The following is a 17,381-nucleotide window of genomic DNA, read 5'->3' as shown; positions in this document are numbered from 1 at the left end:
AATTCCTCCGCTGTCATGCCCCGGCTTGACCGGGGCATCCAGTACGCCGCGGCGGATGTGGCGGGAGCGCGCTCTTCAACGCCGGCTTCTGGAATACTGGATCGCCCGGTCAGGCCGGGCGATGACACTGAGTTTGCCCCTCACCCCCGCTGCAGCAAAGGCCGCAGCGTGCGTATATCCGCCACCGCCTCGATCCCGTACACCGACTTGATCAGCTGCTCGCTCTTCTCCGCGCCCACCACCGGCGCGATCAGGTCGCGGGCCTTGTCGATCACCTCCTCGCGCGTCATCGGGTTGCGCGGGGTGCCGCGCACGGCGGTGACGCGCTCGGAGAGGCGGGTGCCGTCGGCGAGCTCGATCTCGACGATTGCGACGCGCACCGGCAGCAGCTTTGCCAACTCCTCGTCGCGCACCAGGGTTACCTTGGCACGCTCCTTCAGCACCGCCGCGTCCTGCATGCGCGGCTTGTCGTGCGCGGCGTGGAAGGAGGCGGTCTTGTCGAGCAGCATCACCGCGACCATGTGCTGCAGGCAGATGTCGGGGATGTCGCGATTGTCCACGACCTCGGCGACCGACGGCGCGAGGCGCACCGTCACGCCCTTGACCTCTCCGGCCTCGAACGCCTGCTTGCGGCGGATCGCATAGATCGCATCGAGCGGTCCCTGGATCGGCGAGCCCACGGTCCATTTCTTGATGTCGGTGCCCGCGATCTCGTAGCGCTCGCCGAGTTTTTCGACGAGCTTTGCGGTTGCAGCCTTCGGCGCATAGGCCAGGAAATAATTATCCGGCCCCGAGAACACGTCGTCGACGCCGTTCCAGTCCGAGCGCACCAGCAGTGCCGCGGTCACGCCGTTGCGGGCCGGCATGCCGGCGAACACAAAACCCTTCTCGATATGGTCGACGTCGCGCCGCCACACGATGAAGCCGGAGGATTGCTGCGCGGCATAGTCGAGCACCCAGCGCATGCGCCGCGCGTCGAAGCCGGCGACACAGGCCGCCGCGGCCGAAGCGCAGAACGTGCCGGCGATGCTGTGCGTGCTCAGCACGCTCTCATAGCTGAAATCGGCGCCGCCCATTGCCATCACCACGCGCGTGCCGACGTCGTAGCCGAGCGTCACCGCGCGCAGGAAATGCGCGCCGTCGATGCCGAGATGCTCGCCGAGCGCAAGCGCCGCCGGCACCACCGAGCTGCCCGGATGCGAGCGCGACGGACTGTGTGAATCGTCAGTCTCGTCCGCGTGCGCCATCACGCCGTTGGCGAGCGCGGCCTCGACCGGCGATGCGTTAAGCGCGGTGCCGGCGACGGTCGATGCGCCCTGCGCCGCATTGGCGCGGATGTAGCGCTGCGCGGCCTGGCCGGGCGGCAGTTCCGACCCCGATATCATCGAGGCCAGCGTGTCGAGGATGTGGTGTTTTGCGTGCTCGACGATTTCAGGCGGCAGCGCGCGGGTTTTGGCGGCACTCATGTAATCGCACAGCGCCGTCATCTCGGGCCCCGTACTCGGGCCTTTGACACCGCGTGCTGGCGAAAGCGAGAGGCTGGCTGCCGTCGCTGCGGTCAGCCCGAGAAAGTCGCGTCGTTTCATGGTGTCCCGTCTTTGGTGCAGGAGCTGATGAAACGGATAGCGCTTATGAGAGCCGCATGTCCAGTAGCCTATAAATCTCCCGACGTCGTCCTGGACAAGCGCAGCGAAGCGGAGCGCTGATCCAGGACCCATTACCACAAGGCGCAGTTTTGCGAAGACTCGTGATTACCGATCTCGCACCGCAACTTCTCCCTGGGGTAATGGGTCCTGGCTTTCGCCAGGACGACGAGGAGGCTACGACAGCCGCATATCCAGCAGCCGTCGCCCTTCGCCCTTCAGCAGCTTCTTCACCGCGCTCGACGCCACGACCTCGCCGTCATTGGCGTAGGCTTCGTGGTTCTTCTCGATGTCGTCGAGGCGGTAGAGGTAGTTGACCATTACACTCGCCGATTCCCGCACGCCCTTGGGCGAGAGGTCCCCCAGCCAGTTGATGCGCTCGAGCCGGGCGCCGTTGCCGAGATGGAAGCGGGCGACGGAGTCGATCAGCCGGCCCTTGGGCGTGCGCGCCTTCAGGAAATAATAGGCAGCGAGCGGCTCCAGCACGCTGCGGAGCAGCGTCGTCGTCTCGGGGCTCTCGAACCATTTGGGATCGTCGAGGCGCCTCAGCACCTCGCGGTCCTCGTCCGACAGCGGCAGGTCCTTGTCCTGCTTCACCCATTGCATGAAGCCGGGGACCGGCGACAGCGTCACGAAGCTGTCGAGCTTGGGCAGCTCGCGCCGCAGTTCCTCCACCACCTGCTTGATCAGGAAGCTGCCGAAGGAGATGCCGCCAAGACCGCGCTGGGTGTTGGAGATCGAATAGAACACGGCGGTGCGCGCCTTCTCGATCGGAAGGTACTGGCGATCGACGGCAAGCAGCGGCGCGATCGCGCCGGGGATGGTCTCGGTCAGCGCCACCTCGACGAAGATCAAGGGCTCGTCCACCATCGCCGGATGGAAGAAGGCGTAGCAGCGGCGGTCCACGGGATCGATGCGGCGGCGCAGGTCGTCCCAGTCGCTGATCTCGTGCACGGCCTCATAGCGGATGATCTTTTCGAGGATGTTGGCCGGGGTCGACCAGTCAATCCGGCGCAGCACGAGAAACCCCCTGTTGAACCACGAAGAGAGAAGATGGGAGACGTCGCGATCGAGCGCGGCGAGATCGGTGTGTCCGTTCATCGTGCCAAGCAGGTCGGCGCGCATGGCGACGAGATCGCCGGTGCCGCCGGGCGCCCGGTTGAGGCGGCGGATCAGCTCCTGCCGCCGCGGCTCCGAGGCGAAATGCAGCGAGCTTGCGTCTTCGTCCGTCGGCTTGGCGCGCCACTTCTCGATCGCCGCGGACAGGCGTTCCCGGTCCGGGCCGAAATCGCGCACCAGCGCCTCGAAGAAGGCGCGGCGTCCCGCCGCATCCAGGTCCCTGTAGAGATCGAGCACCTCGCGTGCCATCGCGGTGCCGGAGGCTTCGCCCCGGCCCGACAGCAGCGCACCGCAGAGCTCGATCAGCCCGTCGGCATCCTGTTTGGTGTCAGAGCCATCGCCGCGCCGAAGCAGCGTGCGGCCGCGCTCGGAGATCGTGGCGAGCAGGTCGGAGAAGAAGGCGTTGGCCATCTGGGCTTTCGAGTCCGGAATTGTGCGATGCGGAAGCTTACACGGGATTTAGGCGGAAGCCGATCACAATCAAGCAGGCGAATTTGGCAACTTTAGTTGGGCCGTGCGTTTGGAGAATGGCGGCATGTCCCGGCTTGCACCGCTGCCGTAGGGTGGGCAAAGGCGCACTTGCGCCGTGCCCACGATCTCTCGACGATAGCGAAAAAGTCGTGGGCACGCTTCCGCCTTCGCTCTTCGAGCTACGGCGGACAAGTCGCTTTGCCCACCCTACGGCTCCTGTGGCTTGGCGGCCGCCTTACACGCCGTCATTGCGAGCGCAGCGAAGCAATCCAGACTGCCGCCGCGGAAAGATTCTGGATTGCTTCGCTGCGCTCGCAATGACGAGGTTGGGCTACCCCTTCCCCGCAAACTCCGTCGGCGTCCGCCCCGTCACCTGGCGGAACGCCGCCGAGAACGCCGGCACGCTGGCGTAACCGAGCTGGGTCGCGAGCTGCTTCACCGACACGCTCGCATCCGTCGACAGCCGTTGGATCGCTGCCGCAATCCGTGCGCGCTGGCACCAGCTCTTGAAGCTCAGCTGCGTCTCGCTCGAGAAGAGCCGCGACAGCGTGCGCGCGGAGGTTCCGACCTCGCGCGCCAGGGTGTCGATGTCGTGCAGGCCGGTGGGATCGTCGAGCACGATCATCGCCGCGCGGCGGCAGCGCGGCTCGCGCGGCAGCGGCACGAAGGTCGCGGAATCCTCGGCCTGGTGCAGTTCCAGCATCACCAGCCGCACCAGCAGCTCGGTGCGCTCTTCCGTATTGCGCGCGTCGAACAGCGCCAGGATCGCCTGGTTCAGCAGTGGCGACACCCGCACCACGAATTCCCTGGTCAATCCCTCATAGCGCTTTTCGCGCTTGAGCCATGACAGGTCGAAATACAGCGTGCGCATCTCGATGTCGGCGAGCAGATCGAGGGCATGCTCCAGCCCGGCCGGCACCCAGACCGCGCGGTCCGGCGGCACCAGCCAGCGTCCCTCGGGCGTCGTCACCTGCATGGTGCCGCGTGCCGCATAGATCAGCTGCGCCTCGCGATGCATGTGCAGATCGATCCGCATGCCCTTTGGATAGTCGCGCGCGACCAGGTGCACGCCCGCGGGCGAGCGATGGTTGCTCCGGACCTCCCGCAGGATTGGCGTTTCCAAGATTGGCGTTTCCAAGACAGTCATTGGCAGCATCCCGTCATGGGTCCGACATATAACTCATTTCGGAGCAGGAGAGGATTCGTAATGAACAGCCCCAGCCGGGTCATCAGTTTCGTCAATGCAGGCCATTTCATCGATCATTATGCGATGCTGATCTTTGCCGCCGCCGTGATCATCATGGGGCCGGCGCTGGGCATGGCCTATTCGGAGCTGCTGCCTTACGCGACGCCCGGCTTCATCGCGTTCGGTGCCGGCTCGTTGCTCACCGGCTGGCTCGGAGACCGCTGGAGCCGCCGCCACATGATGCTGATCTTCTTCGTCGGCATTGGCGCCTCCATGATCTCGGTCGGCTTCGTGCAGACGCCCGTGCAACTGGGCGCCGCGCTGCTCGCGATCGGCATCTTCGCCTCGATCTACCATCCCGTCGGCACCGCCATGATCGTGTCCTACGCCGACCGGCTCGGCCGCGAGATGGGCATCAACGGCGTCTGGGGCAATCTCGGCGTTGCCTCCTCGGCACTGGTGACCGGCGTGATCGGCCAGTATCTCGGCTGGCGCTTTGCGTTCATCGTTCCCGGCGTGGTCACGGTCCTGATCGGCATCGCCTTCGCGATGATGGTCGTGCACGAGGACCGCAAGGGCTCGAAGCAGGCGGCGGCGCAGGCGCGGGTGGCCAAACAGGACATGTGGCGCGTGATCCTGGCGCTGCTGATCGTCGTCATCGCGATCTCCACGACCTTCAACGCCGTCACCGTCGCGCTGCCAAAGCTGTTCGCCGAGCGGCTCGCCGACCTGACCAAGAGCCCGGCGCTGCTAGGTGTGATCGCAGCCTGCGTCTATGTGTTCGGCGCGATGACGCAGTACACGATCGGTCGGCTGCTCGACCGCTATTCGCTGAAGACGGTGGCGCTGCCGCTGTCCTTCATGCTGGCGCCGTTCCTGTATCTCGCCGCCAGCCTGAGCAATCTGCCGCTGATCCTGGTCTCGATCGGCATCGTCATGGGCGCGTTCGGGCAGGTCACGGTGAACGATGCCATGGTCGGCAAGTACACCACGGAAGAGTGGCGCTCGCGCGCCTATGCCGTGCGCTATTTCGTCGGCTTCACCGCGGCCGGCGCCTCCGTCGGCCTCGTCGCCTGGCTCTACGAGCAGGGCGGCTTCGTCACCATGCTGCACGCCTTCGCCGCGCTCTGCCTGCTCGCGATCGTCGCTGCGCTGATCCTGCCGCGCGAGATCCGGACGCCGCAGACGGCGTGAAGTCTCGTGTCCCGACAAGCTGCAACGCGTGAGCGTTGCGGCGCAGAGCCGGGACCCAGAGGCCGCGAATTCCCGTGTTGCATGGGCCCCGGCTCTGCAGCGCACCGCCGAAGGGGCGCTGCGCTGCGTCCGGGGCACGAGCGCGGTGTAAGGCCGCGACTCTCTCCATCCGTGATTGCGAGGAGCCCTTGAGACGAAGCAATCCAGAGTCTTTCCTCGGAGGGATTCTGGATTGCTTCGCGGAGCCTGTCATCGGGCCGCGCTTCGCGCGGACCCGGTGGCTCGCAATGACGGGGGATGAGGAGGCACCCTGCCCATGCCAGCCATGATGCCATTCTGCCAGTGTTTTGCCCGACGGAGCAAGCTGTTTCGGTAACACCGAAATTTTATCGAGCTTTTTCAACGTCGTTTCTACTGTGCATGGGGTTGTTTTCGCACTTTTTGTTTTCGCCGGTGAAACCGCGGCGTAGCAGATGGGGAACCTGCTCCACCTCCCGCGGGTTCTATCCCCGGTGGGACAGATGAAGGGGAAACGACACCTGCATGCAGTGGAGCCCGCTCCGATCGGTCGGCCTCGTCCCCGCGGCGCTTGTCCTCACCACACTTGCTGCCAGTGCCGAAGCCGGCAAGTCGGCCGGCCCGTCCGAGTTCCTGCTGGTGGCGCAGATCGTGCTGTTGATCGCCGTCGGCCGCGGCCTCGGCGAGATCATGCAGCGCATCGGCCAGCCCTCGGTGATCGGCGAACTGCTCGCCGGCATCCTGCTTGGGCCGTCGCTGCTCGGCTGGCTCTGGCCGGAGGCGCAGCACGCCATCTTCCCCAAGACACCCGAGCAGAAGGCGATGATCGACGGCATCGCCCAGTTCGGCATCTTGCTGCTGCTGTTGCTGACGGGCATGGAGACCGACCTCAAGCTGGTCAGGAAGGTCGGCAAGGCCGCGATCGCGATCTCGATCGCGGGCATTCTCGTGCCCTTCGCCTGCGGCTTCGTGCTCGGCGAGTTCCTGCCTGACGCGCTGCTGCCAAATCCGCAGCAGCGTTTGGTCGCCTCGCTGTTCATGGGCACCGCGCTGTCGATCTCCTCCGTGAAGATCGTCGCCGTGGTGGTCCGCGAGATGAATTTCATGCGCCGCGATGTCGGGCAGATCATCGTCGCGACCGCCGTGATCGACGACACCATCGGCTGGATCATCATCGCCGTCATTTTCAGCCTGGCCTCGCACAACACGCTGGATCTCGGCTCGGTGGCGAAAGCCGTGCTGGGCACGGCTGTCTTTCTCGCCGTCAGCTTCACCATCGGCCGGCGCCTGGTGTTCCAGCTCATCCGCTGGGCCAACGACAATCTGGTCAGCTCCGCCCCCGTCATCACGGTCATTCTGCTGCTGATGGGGACGATGGCGCTGATCACGCACCTGATCGGCGTGCACACCGTGTTGGGTGCTTTCGTCGCCGGCATCCTGGTCGGCGAATCCCCGATCCTGACGCGGCAGATCGACGAGCGCCTGCGTGGCCTGATCTCGAGCTTCTTCATGCCGGTGTTCTTCGGTCTCGCCGGCCTTGCCGCCGATCTGTCGGTGCTGCGCGATCCCAATCTCTTGATGCTGACGGGTCTGCTGGTGGTCATCGCCAGCGTCGGCAAGTTCGGCGGTGCGTTCGTCGGGGGCACCGTGGGCGGACTGAACACTCGGGAGTCGCTCGCGCTCGCGAGCGGCATGAACGCGCGCGGTTCGACCGAGGTCATCATCGCAACCATCGGCCTGTCCATCGGCGTGCTCAGCCAGAACCTGTTCACGATGATCGTCACCATGGCGATCGTGACCACGATGGCGATGCCGCCGATGCTGCGCGCGGCGCTGGCCAGGCTGCCGATGAACAAGGCGGAGGAGGAGCGCCTCGAGCGGGAGGAATTCGAGAAGCGCGGCTTCGTCGCCAACCTCGAACGTCCCCTGCTGGCGGTCGACGAGAGCATCAATGCCACCTTCGCCGCCCACGTCGCGGGCCTGATCGCCGGCATGCGCGGCCTGCCGATCACCGTGCTGCATGTCGGCAAGCGCGCTGCGCAGCAGGACAGGGGCCGCGACGAGGAGGAGAGCCATGAAGCCGTGGTAAAGCGGGCGGCCGAAACGGTGGCTTCCGATCCCGAGGCCGGGAACGTCGATGTGACGACGCGGGTTCGCAGGTCGGATCTCGGCGAAGCGGTCGGCGACGAGGCGAAGAAGGGATTCGATCTCCTCGTCGTCGGCATCGACAAGGTCATCGCGACCAAGGATCGTTTCGACAGGAAGATCGAGGACATCGCCGCCGAATTCGAAGGACCGCTCGCGATCGTGGTGGCCAAGGGCCGCCACCTGAAGCAGCCGGTGCCCGACGGGCTCAAGATCCTCGTTCCCGTCTCCGGCAGCGCCGTCTCCAAGCGCGGCGCCGAGGTCGCGGTCGCGCTGGCGCAGGCCGGATCGGGCTCGCTGCGTGTGATCTATGTGGCGACGACGCGGGACAAGGGCGCGCAACGTGGCGTGTCCCGTGGCCTCAGCCAGGAAACCGGCATCCTGAAGGACGCCAGCGATCTCGCCGCCCGCTATGATGTCGATATCACCACGACGCTGCGCGTGAACCGGTCGCCGGAAGCTGCGATCCTGCGCGAGATCGACACCACCGACGTCGATCTCGTGGTCATCGGCGTCGATCGCATCCAGGCCGATCATCTCTCCTTCGGCGGCGTCGCCGACGCCGTGCTCAGGCAGTCGAAGGTCTCGGTGCTGCTGGTCTCGAACGGCGAGGCGCGACCGGCGTCCGCCGCCAAGGCCTAGGGCTTCACCTCCGCCACCGCCTTCGGCGCCTTCTTCGAGGCACGCCAGTTCTCGAAGCGCTGCACCACCACGAAGAAGGCCGGCACGAACAGCACAGCGAGACAGGTCGAGGCCAGCATGCCCGAGAACACGGTGATGCCGATCGACTTGCGGGCGCTGGCGCCGGCGCCGGTCGCGAGCACCAGCGGCACCACGCCGAGGATGAAGGCGAACGACGTCATCAGGATCGGGCGGAAGCGGGCGCGGGCCGCCTCGATCGCCGATTCCAGGATCGGCTTGCCGTCGCGGACGTGCAGCTCGAGCCCGACCTCGACGATCAGGATGGCGTTCTTCGCCGACAGCGCGATCAGGAGGATCAGGCCGATCTGGCAGTAGAGGTTGTTGTCGATCTTGAGGCCGCTCAGGATCAGCATCGGCCCGATCAGCGACAGCGGCACGGCGAGGATCACCGAGATCGGCGCGTACCAGCTCTCGTATTGGCCGGCGAGCACGAGATAGACCAGCAGCATGGCGAGCCCGAACACCCAGTAGATCTGGTTCGAGACCGCCTTCTCCTGGTACGACATCGCGGTCCATTCATAGCCGGTGCCGGGCGGCAGCGTCTTGTCCGCGATCTCCTCCATCAGCGTCAGCGACTGGCCGGAGGAGTAGCCCTGCGCCGGCAGGCCGATGATGGTCGAGGAGGGATAGAGATTGTAGAGGCTGATCAGCGATGGACCGGTGGCCGGCGTGATCGTGGCGACGGTGCCGATCGGGATCATGTCGCCGTTCGAGTTGCGCACCTGCATGTTGGCGATGTCGCGCTCGGTGACGCGGAAGGCGGGATCGGCCTGGGTGTAGACCTGGAACACGCGGCCGAACTTGTTGAACTGGTTGACATAGGACGAGCCGAGATAGGTCGACAGCGCCGAGAACACCTGGTCGGTGGTGACGTGCAGCGTCTGGGTCTTGATGCGGTCGATCTCGACGTTGAACTGCGGCACCGAGGAGCGGAACGAGGACTGCACGCGCTGCAGCGCGCTCTGGCTCTGGCCGTTGGAGACCATCGCGCCGGTGATCGCCTGCAGCTTGGCAAAATCGCTGTTGCCGTCGCGCAGCTCGACCTGCATCGAGAAGCCGGCGGCGTTGCCGATGCCCTGGATCGGCGGCGGCGGCAGCACGATGGTGCGCGCCTCCATGATCACGGCGAGCTTGTCGTTGAGGCCAAAGACCAGCGAGCGCAGATCCTCGCCGGGGCCTTTGCGTGCATCCCAGTCCTTCAGGATGATGTAGGCGACGCCGGCATTGGCAAGACTCGCGCTGCTGTCGAGCGCGGAGATGCCGGCGATGGTGATGACCTGCGCCACGCCCGGCGTATCCTTGATGATATCGCTGGCACGGTCGAGCACGTTCTGGGTCCGCTCCAGCGAGGCGCCGTCGGGCAGCTGGATGGCGGCGATCAGATAGCCCTGGTCCTCGATCGGCAGGAAGCCGGTCGGCACCCGCGACAGACCGTAGCCGCCGATCCCGATCAGCACCAGCGCGACCGCGACCGACACCGTGGCGTGCCTGACCAGGAACGTGATCAGCCGCGTATAGCCGCGCTCGACCCGGTTATAGACGTTGTTGAAGCCGCGATAGAAGAAGTTGCGCTGCTCCGGCGGCACCGCCGGCCGCAGCCACAGCGCGCATTGCGTCGGCTTCAGGGTCGCCGCGTTGATGGCGGACAGCAGCGCGGTCGCCGCGATCACCAGCGCGAATTGCGAATAGATGCGACCGGTCAGGCCTGCGAGGAACGAGGCCGGCAGGAACACCGAGATCAGCACCAGGGTGATGCCGACGATCGGCGCGAACAGCTGGTCCATCGCCCTGATCGCGGCATCGTGGCCGTTCATGCCCTGCTCGATATTGTGGGCGGCGCCTTCCACCACCACGATGGCGTCGTCGACGACGATGCCGATCGCGAGCACGATCGCAAACAGCGTCGACATGTTGATGGTGAAGCCGAGCGCCGCCATCGCGGCGAAGGCGCCGATGATGGTGACCGGCACCGTCGTCGCCGGCACCAGCATCGCGCGCCAGTCCTGCAGGAAAACAAGGATCACGACCAGCACCAGAAGGCCGGCCTCGATCAGCGTCATGTAGACCTCGTGGACCGAGGCCTCGACGAATTTGGTGGTGTCGAACGGCGTGTCGTATTTGATGCCTTCCGGGAAGCGCTTGGCGAGCTCGGCCATCTTCTTCTCGACCGCCTGCTCGACCTGGAGCGCGTTGGCGCCGGGCGACTGGAACACGCCGATGCCGGTGGCGGGCTGCTTGTTGAGCGAGAAGATCTGGCTGTAGGTCTGCGCACCGAGCTCGACCCAGCCGACGTCACGCACCCGCGTGACGTCGCCGCTGGTCCCTGTCTTGACGATGATGTTCTCGAACTGGGTGGTGTCGTCGAGCCGTCCGTTGACGTTGAGCGTGTACTGGAACGCCTGGCCCGGCGGCGTCGGCGGCGCGCCGACCTGGCCGGCGGAGACCTGCTGGCTCTGCTGCTGGATAGCGTTGATGACGTCCTGCGGCACGAGGCCACGGACCTGCAGCTTGTTGGGATCGAGCCACACCCGCATCGAATACTGGCCGGCACCGAACACCGTGACGTTACCGACGCCGGGCAGGCGGGAGAGCTCGTCGCGGATGTTGATGGTGGCGTAATTGCTCAGGTAAAGGCTGTCGTACTTCGACTCGGGCGAGGTCAGCGTCACGAACAGCAGGATCGAGGTTGATTTCTTCTGGACGGTGACGCCCTGGTTCTGCACCGACTGCGGCAGCTGCGCGAGCGCGCTGGAGACGCGGTTCTGCACCAGCACCTGTGCGAAGTTCAGGTCGGTGCCGATCTTGAAGGTCACGGTCAGCGTATAGGTGCCGTCGGAGCCGCTGTAGGACTGCATGTAGAGCATGTCCTCGACGCCGTTGACCTGCTGCTCGATCGGCAAGGCAACCGTGTCGATCACGGTCTTGGCGCTGGCGCCGGGATAACGCGTGGTGACCTGCACCGTCGGCGGCACCACGTCGGGGTATTGCGCGATCGCGAGGTTGAACAGCGCGACGCCGCCGATCAGGATCATCAGGAGCGCGATGACGTTCGAGAGGACCGGCCGCTCGATGAAGAACTTTGAGATCATGGCCGGCGGCTCCTACTTGGTGGACGCCTGGGACTGGTCGATCTTCGTCACCTGCGGGTCGATCTTCTGGCCCGGGATCACGCGCAGCAGCCCCGCGATCACGACGCGGTCCTCCGGCTTGAGGCCGCTTTCGATCACGCGCAGGCCGTTGTCAGTCGGCCCGATCTGCACCTTGCGCTGCTCGACGACATTGTCCTTATTGACGACGAGGAGATAGCGCCCGCCCTGGTCGCTGCCGAGCGCGGTGTCGGGGACGAGCAGGGCACTCTTCTCCTGGTCGAAGGGCACGCGGACGCGGACGAAATAACCTGGCAGCAGCGCCCGCTTGTCGTTGGGTATGATGCCGCGCACCGCGAGCGTGCCGGTCGATGTATTGAGGGTCGGCGAGACATAGTCGAGGTGGCCTTCATGCGGATAGCCAGTCTCGGTCTGGAGGCCCACCTGGACCGGCAACTGTTTGAGGTCGGCGACGGTCAGCCCGCGGCGGGCCGCTTCGGCGCGAATGCGAAGCACGTCCTGCTCGTTGACGGTGAAGTTCACCCAGATCGGGTCCAGCGCGACGATGGTCGCGAGCTGGGTCGGGGAGGAGACGCCGACGAGTTCGCCGACAGAGACCAGGTGCGCGCTGACGATGCCGTCGAACGGCGCGCTCACCTTGGTGTAGCCGTAATTGACCTCGGCGAGCCTGGTATTGACCTGAGCCTGCTGGAGGTTGGACTGAGCGTTGTCGCGGGTCGATGTCGAGGTGTCGAGGGTGGACTGCGACACCGCCTGGCGCTGCACGAGATCGACCTGCCGCTTGTAATCGGCTTCGGCCTGCTTGACCGTTGCTTGCGCGCCGACCTCCGCGGCCTTCGCCTGCTCGACTTTGAGCTTGTACGTTTCCGGCTCGATCGTGAACAGCTGGGTGCCCTGCTTGACGAAGCTGCCGTCCTGATAGTCGATCGATTGCAGAAAGCCCTGCACGCGCGCGACGAGATCAACGCTCTTGATCGGCGCGGTGTTGCCGGTGGCCTCGACATAGCGCGTCACCGGCCGCTGCACGGGCGTGGCCACATCCACCTTGGGCGCGGGCGGGGCCACGTAGGCGTTCTTGTCCTCGCAGCCGGCGAGGGCGATCACGGCGCTTGCGGCGGCGAGCGCCCGTCCGACATGTCTCCACGCTCCATTGCGATGGGCGAGAGATGCGGGATCTGCGCAGGTCATTCGGTGGCCCCCGATTATTGTCTGTCGGTGCGGCAGGCTACCAACAAACGCCCGGCCGTGGAACACCATAGCCATGGCAGTCGCCGGCCTTGCGCTGCACACCGCGCCGTGGCTTTTGACAGATTTGTCATGACAAACCGCTTTTCACCGCGCACACGATCGACCAGAATTGTGTCAGGCCGTGTGCCGGAGACGGAGCAGTTGAAAGAAGAAAAGGTGAGGAGAACATGACATGCCCACGATCTTCCACTCGGCCCTTGCCGGCCTCGTTCTCGCAGCGACCCTCGCCATGCCCGCGCTAGCCGATGGCCTGAAGGACGAGATCGCGCCGACCGGCAAGCTGCGGGTTGCGATCGCGATCAGCCCGGCGGGCGGCGCGTTCTGGTCGACCAGGACGGAAGCCGGCTACGCCGGCGTGCCGGTCGACCTTGGTAAGGAGATGGCCGCGCAGCTTGACGTGCCCGTCGAATATGTCGTGCACCAGAATTCCGGACAGATCACTGATGCGGCCGGCAAGGGCACCTGGGACGTCACCTGGCTGCCCAAGGATCCCGAGCGCGAGACCAAAATGCTGTTCGGCCCGATCTACGAGGTCGCCGACGCCACCTACATCGTCAAGCCGGGTTCGAGCATCACCAATTTCGCCACGCTGGACCAGGCCGGCATCAAGGTCGCGGCCGTCAACGCCACGACCACCATGCGCGGCGCGATCGCGCATCTGAAGCAGGCAAAGGTCACCGGCTATCAGACCTATGACGAGATCTTCGGCCTCCTCAAGAGCGGCGAGATCGACGCCTTCGCGTTGTCGCGCGATCAGCTCAACAAGATGGCGCAGAACATTCCGGGCACGAAGGTGCTCGACGAGACCTTCAAGAAGACAGTGACCGCCGTCGCCGTCCCGCTCGGCCACAGTCAGGCCCTGGCCTTCGTCACCAAATTCATGAACGAAGCCGTGACGAACGGTACCCTGCGCAAGGCCTATGACAACAACGGCCTGAAGGACTCGCCGATCCGCACCGAGTAGGCGGGCGGCGCAGGAGGGCTGCGCCGCGCATCGGTCCTACGGCTCCGCGGTTCTGATCCCCGCGGGGCTCACCTGCAGCTTGAGCGTGGACGTCCTGGTCAGCGCCTTGCCGTCGAACGCGAAGGCGATCAACTCGTTCTCGACCATGCACTGCGCCACGACATGTTTGGAGTCCTTCGACCACACCATGCCCTGGCACCAATGGCCGATCTTGGCCTCCGCCACCGGCGTAAGGTCGGTCCCCGAGATCCGGTAGACCTTGAGCAGGCCGAAATCGTTGAAGAACGGCGAGGCCGACGGCTTGTTCGAGCCGTTCATGACGGTGACGGCGACATGGTTTCCGTCCGGCGACATCTTCACGGCCTCAGGCGTCTGCCCGACGGTCACCGTCGAGACGACACGGATCGGCTTTGCGGTCATGTCGATCAGGCTGATCGTGTCGTTGTCGCCGCTGCCGGCGCCGACATTGCCGACCACGGCGGCGGCGCTGCCGGTGAGATCGATGTCATAGGGACGGATGCCTGCGGAGAGGTCGCGCTTGGCGTACTCGACCTTGGTGCCGTCCACGGTGAGAAGCGAGATCTTGCTGTCGCCGTCACGGGTGACCAGCGCGGTCGCGCCGTCACGCGAGAACACGGCGTGGCTCGGGCCTGACTTGGCATCGCCAAGCTGGATCTTGCCGGACGGCGTCAGCGTGCTCCCGCTGATCGAAAAGACCGAGACCGTGCCCTCGCTCCGGTTCGCAACCAGCGCCAGCGTGCCCGCGCGGTTGATCGAGACGCCGGCCGCGCCCGCGCCGGCCTGGTGGGTCGCGAGCAGCTTTGGCGGTGAGGATTTCAGATCGATGACCGAAAGCTTGTCGTCGGGGATCGCCTTGGTCGGATCCGCCGGATCGACCTTCATGGCGCCCGTCACCAGCGCAAAGGCGCCGTCCGGTGCGATTGCCACGCTCGGCGGCGGGCCGACGACGCTGGCAGGCGCGGGCACCTCGCCGAGCAGCTTCAATGCGCCGTCGGTGAAGTCGATGACGCTGACCGTATCCGGCAGCGGCTGCTTGCGCACGACGGCACTGCCGTTCTCCAGCACCATCTTGCCGTCATTGGCGCTGACGACGATTTCGGCGTGGGCGGCGAAACTGGCAAGGCCGGCCAGGGACGTTGCGACCAGAGCTGACGCGGCATGGCGCACGCGTATGCGAGGAGCGGTTGTCATGTTTCCCCCGAGGATTTGTTCTTGTCCGGCCAAGCTAAATGCAACCGGGCGCTGGATGCAACAACTTCACCGCGATCATTTTTGCCTGGGCCCGGGGAATAAAGAACATGAAGAGCCCCCGGCGGGCATGGGAACGCGCGCCCGTTTGGCGATGGCGACGCTGACCGACGGCTACAAGGTGGAGAACTAGCTCGCCTTGCCCGCATGCCAAGCGGCGAGCACGGCCTTCTCCTCATCCTCTGTAAGTCCGACGACAGGTCCCTTGCTGCTGCGGAGCCAGCTGCGCGTATCGCGGGCCGTCACTGCTGGCGGCCGCGAGGTGAGCCCGGCCGCGCGCGCCGGCGAGGTGTCGCGCGTCATGAAGCCGGCGAAGTCGGGCAGGGGCAGCCACATCGGCAGCGACCGCGGGCCGGCCCAGCGCCGGACGTCGTGCGCCTCAAGAAAGGTGCGATCGACCCAGGTGAATTTGCAGGACGGGTTCAGCGCGGACGCGCACTCGGTCAGAACTTCGCCGCGCGTGCGAACGGGTCCAATGCCGTCATAGATGCCGGTGAGGCCAACCTCTGACGCATGCACGATCCACTGCGCGAGATCGCGCACATCGATGAACTGGACGGCGTCATCGGGCGATCCCGGCGCCAGCACCTCGCCGCCGCGCGCCAGTCGCGCCGGCCAGTACGAGAACCGCCCCGTCGGATCCTCCGGCCCGACGATCAGGCCGGCCCGGCAGATGAAGGCGTCGTCGCCGACCACCTGTTCGCAGGCGACCTTGGCGGCGCCATAGATGGCGTCGGTGCTGTGCTCGATATCCGCCGTCACTGGCTCGCGGAGCGAAGCCGTGTCGGCGCGCTGCCCGGGCGTGCGATTGTCCGCATAGACGCTGACGGTCGAGACGAAGGTCCAGTGCACGCCCGGCCACTTCAGCGCCGCCACCGCGCGGCGGACCTGACCGGGATGACGCGAGACATCGACCACCGCATCGAACGTCCCGCCCGCAAGCGGCGCAAGCCCGTCAACGGTGTTGCGGTCGATCATCACGAAGCGGGCGCCCGGTGCGATCGGTCCCGCGAGGCCGCGGGCCGCACAAGTCACGTCGTGCCCGGCCGCGCAGGCATGGGTGGCGATCGCGCGCCCGAGAAACTGACTGCCGCCGAGGATTAGCAGGCGCATGAGATGGCCGATGACATCGTGGCGCGTCCTTCCCGATGACGAAGGTGTGGGAGAGGGAGCCTACGACGTCCGGTAGCAGTTGCAAGCCGCTTCCCTCAGCGCGGCTTGAGCTCCGCGTACTTCGCCATGGCCCGCTCGAACTTCCGGTTGAACAGCCACATCGCCGCGAGGATCTCGCGGAAGCTGGCCGAGGTCCTCGCGCGGTCGGCCTGTCCGAACGCGAAAATGCTGTTGTTGCGCAGGTGCTTCATGACCGTGGAGCTGGATACCCGGTAATTCAGGAGGTCGCCGGACTTCAGCGCGGACCTTGTCGGGGTCGGCACGATCTGGATCAGCTCGAACAGCTTCATCTGGTCGATCGGGTCGGGCAGGGTCTTCACGATTCCCGGGATCTCGCGGAAGATATCCGCGTGCGCGTTCATCAGGCCGTCGCGCACGTTGGTCCAATGATTGAAACGATGGTCGGTGCCGCGGGCGCGCGCCTCTTCCTTGTCGTCACGCGCGCTCAGCTCGGGATCGAGCGCCGCGATCTCGCCCTTGATGGCCTCCCATTTCCTGCGTCCGTTGCGGTCCTCGGAGGGGCCGGTCTGGAAGCTGCCCATATAGGTGTTCGAGCGCCCATTGCGGACATTCTGCTTGCCGTTGGTCTCCGCAAAGAACAGCCCGAGGCTGATGCGCCCGGCAGCTTGCGCGTGATCGGGCGCAAGCCCCTTGGCGCGCGCAATCGCAACCGCGAGATCGACGACATCCCTAAACGGCGTCGCCGAGTTTTGCGCATTGGCCGGCGGCGCCTCCATGATGTCGAACAGCCGCGCATATTCGTCGATCAGGGGTTCGATGGCGGAATCGAAATAGGCCGGGGGAATCTCGAACTTGTTGGGCTTACCGATCCGCGACGGCATGGCGTCGGTGAGGTCCTTGTAGCTGCTGATGACGGCGACGCGCGCCAGGTACAGCGCTTGGCCCGGCAGGTTCGGCAGCGGCTCCTTGGCCTCGATCTGGCGCCGCCGCTCGGCGAGGATTGACTTGAAGTCTCCTAGCGCGCGCTCGTAGGTGGCGAGCGCCTCGGATTGCTTCGGCGTCGGCGCGCCGCCCTGTGCAACGGCGGGCGTCGCGACGAAGAAGGCGACAGCTGCAAAGGCCGCGGCGGCAAGTCGTCTCGATCCCATGGCTGGTTCCCGTCGATTCGATGGCCAGGGAGA

At 65.7% G+C, this 17,381-nt stretch carries 11 protein-coding genes; 3 read left to right on the top strand and 8 right to left on the bottom strand.

Annotated elements, in window-relative coordinates:
- Positions 1-140: 140 nt before the first annotated feature.
- The 3 genes from JQ603_RS12675 to JQ603_RS12665 all read right to left on the bottom strand — a co-directional run bounded on the left by JQ603_RS12675 (position 141) and on the right by JQ603_RS12665 (position 4,389).
- The gene (locus JQ603_RS12675; RefSeq protein WP_212339790.1) at positions 141-1,586 is read right to left on the bottom strand and encodes an MmgE/PrpD family protein; all 1,446 of its coding nucleotides are present in this window, start codon (positions 1,584-1,586) and stop codon (positions 141-143) included.
- Between the two features lie 234 nt (positions 1,587-1,820).
- Entirely contained in the window at positions 1,821-3,173 is a 1,353-nt protein-coding gene (locus JQ603_RS12670) for a malonyl-CoA decarboxylase (protein ID WP_212339789.1), read from the bottom strand.
- Positions 3,174-3,564: 391 nt separating this feature from the next.
- On the bottom strand, positions 3,565-4,389 hold the full coding sequence (locus tag JQ603_RS12665) for an AraC family transcriptional regulator (RefSeq protein ID WP_212339788.1): 825 nt from the start codon (positions 4,387-4,389) through the stop codon (positions 3,565-3,567).
- A gap of 51 nt (positions 4,390-4,440) precedes the next feature.
- Between JQ603_RS12665 and JQ603_RS12660 the strand changes: the two genes are divergently transcribed.
- Together JQ603_RS12660 and JQ603_RS12655 are read left to right on the top strand one after the other, a co-directional pair.
- Positions 4,441-5,613: an MFS transporter gene (locus JQ603_RS12660; protein ID WP_212339787.1), complete on the top strand. Its 1,173-nt coding sequence runs from the start codon at positions 4,441-4,443 to the stop codon at positions 5,611-5,613.
- A gap of 543 nt (positions 5,614-6,156) precedes the next feature.
- Positions 6,157-8,418 carry a cation:proton antiporter domain-containing protein gene (locus tag JQ603_RS12655; protein ID WP_212339786.1) on the top strand — a complete coding sequence of 754 codons (2,262 nt, stop codon included), beginning with the start codon at positions 6,157-6,159 and terminating at the stop codon, positions 8,416-8,418.
- Here the strand turns inward: JQ603_RS12655 and JQ603_RS12650 are convergent.
- Complete coding sequence (locus JQ603_RS12650) at positions 8,415-11,567, bottom strand: efflux RND transporter permease subunit (RefSeq protein WP_212339785.1); 3,153 nt, start codon at positions 11,565-11,567, stop codon at positions 8,415-8,417. The two genes, JQ603_RS12655 and JQ603_RS12650, sit on opposite strands and share 4 nt — an antisense overlap.
- A 12-nt stretch (positions 11,568-11,579) precedes the next feature.
- The gene (locus JQ603_RS12645; RefSeq protein WP_212339784.1) at positions 11,580-12,773 is read right to left on the bottom strand and encodes an efflux RND transporter periplasmic adaptor subunit; all 1,194 of its coding nucleotides are present in this window, start codon (positions 12,771-12,773) and stop codon (positions 11,580-11,582) included.
- Positions 12,774-13,005: 232 nt separating this feature from the next.
- Between JQ603_RS12645 and JQ603_RS12640 the strand changes: the two genes are divergently transcribed.
- Positions 13,006-13,797: a transporter substrate-binding domain-containing protein gene (locus JQ603_RS12640; RefSeq protein WP_212339783.1), complete on the top strand. Its 792-nt coding sequence runs from the start codon at positions 13,006-13,008 to the stop codon at positions 13,795-13,797.
- A 36-nt stretch (positions 13,798-13,833) separates the two neighbouring features.
- On the opposite strand, the gene JQ603_RS12635 is transcribed toward JQ603_RS12640, so the two are convergent.
- The 3 genes from JQ603_RS12635 to JQ603_RS12625 form a co-directional block, all read right to left on the bottom strand.
- Entirely contained in the window at positions 13,834-15,009 is a 1,176-nt protein-coding gene (locus tag JQ603_RS12635) for a YncE family protein (RefSeq protein ID WP_212339782.1), read from the bottom strand.
- A gap of 186 nt (positions 15,010-15,195) precedes the next feature.
- Complete coding sequence (locus tag JQ603_RS12630) at positions 15,196-16,179, bottom strand: NAD-dependent epimerase/dehydratase family protein (protein ID WP_212339781.1); 984 nt, start codon at positions 16,177-16,179, stop codon at positions 15,196-15,198.
- A gap of 95 nt (positions 16,180-16,274) precedes the next feature.
- Complete coding sequence (locus tag JQ603_RS12625) at positions 16,275-17,348, bottom strand: hypothetical protein (protein ID WP_212339780.1); 1,074 nt, start codon at positions 17,346-17,348, stop codon at positions 16,275-16,277.
- Between the last annotated feature and the right edge of the window lie 33 nt (positions 17,349-17,381).

Origin of the sequence: Bradyrhizobium liaoningense (genome assembly GCF_018130825.1) — a bacterium.
Lineage (GTDB): Bacteria > Pseudomonadota > Alphaproteobacteria > Rhizobiales > Xanthobacteraceae > Bradyrhizobium > Bradyrhizobium liaoningense_B.
This window is presented reverse-complemented; position numbering and strand designations above follow the sequence as displayed.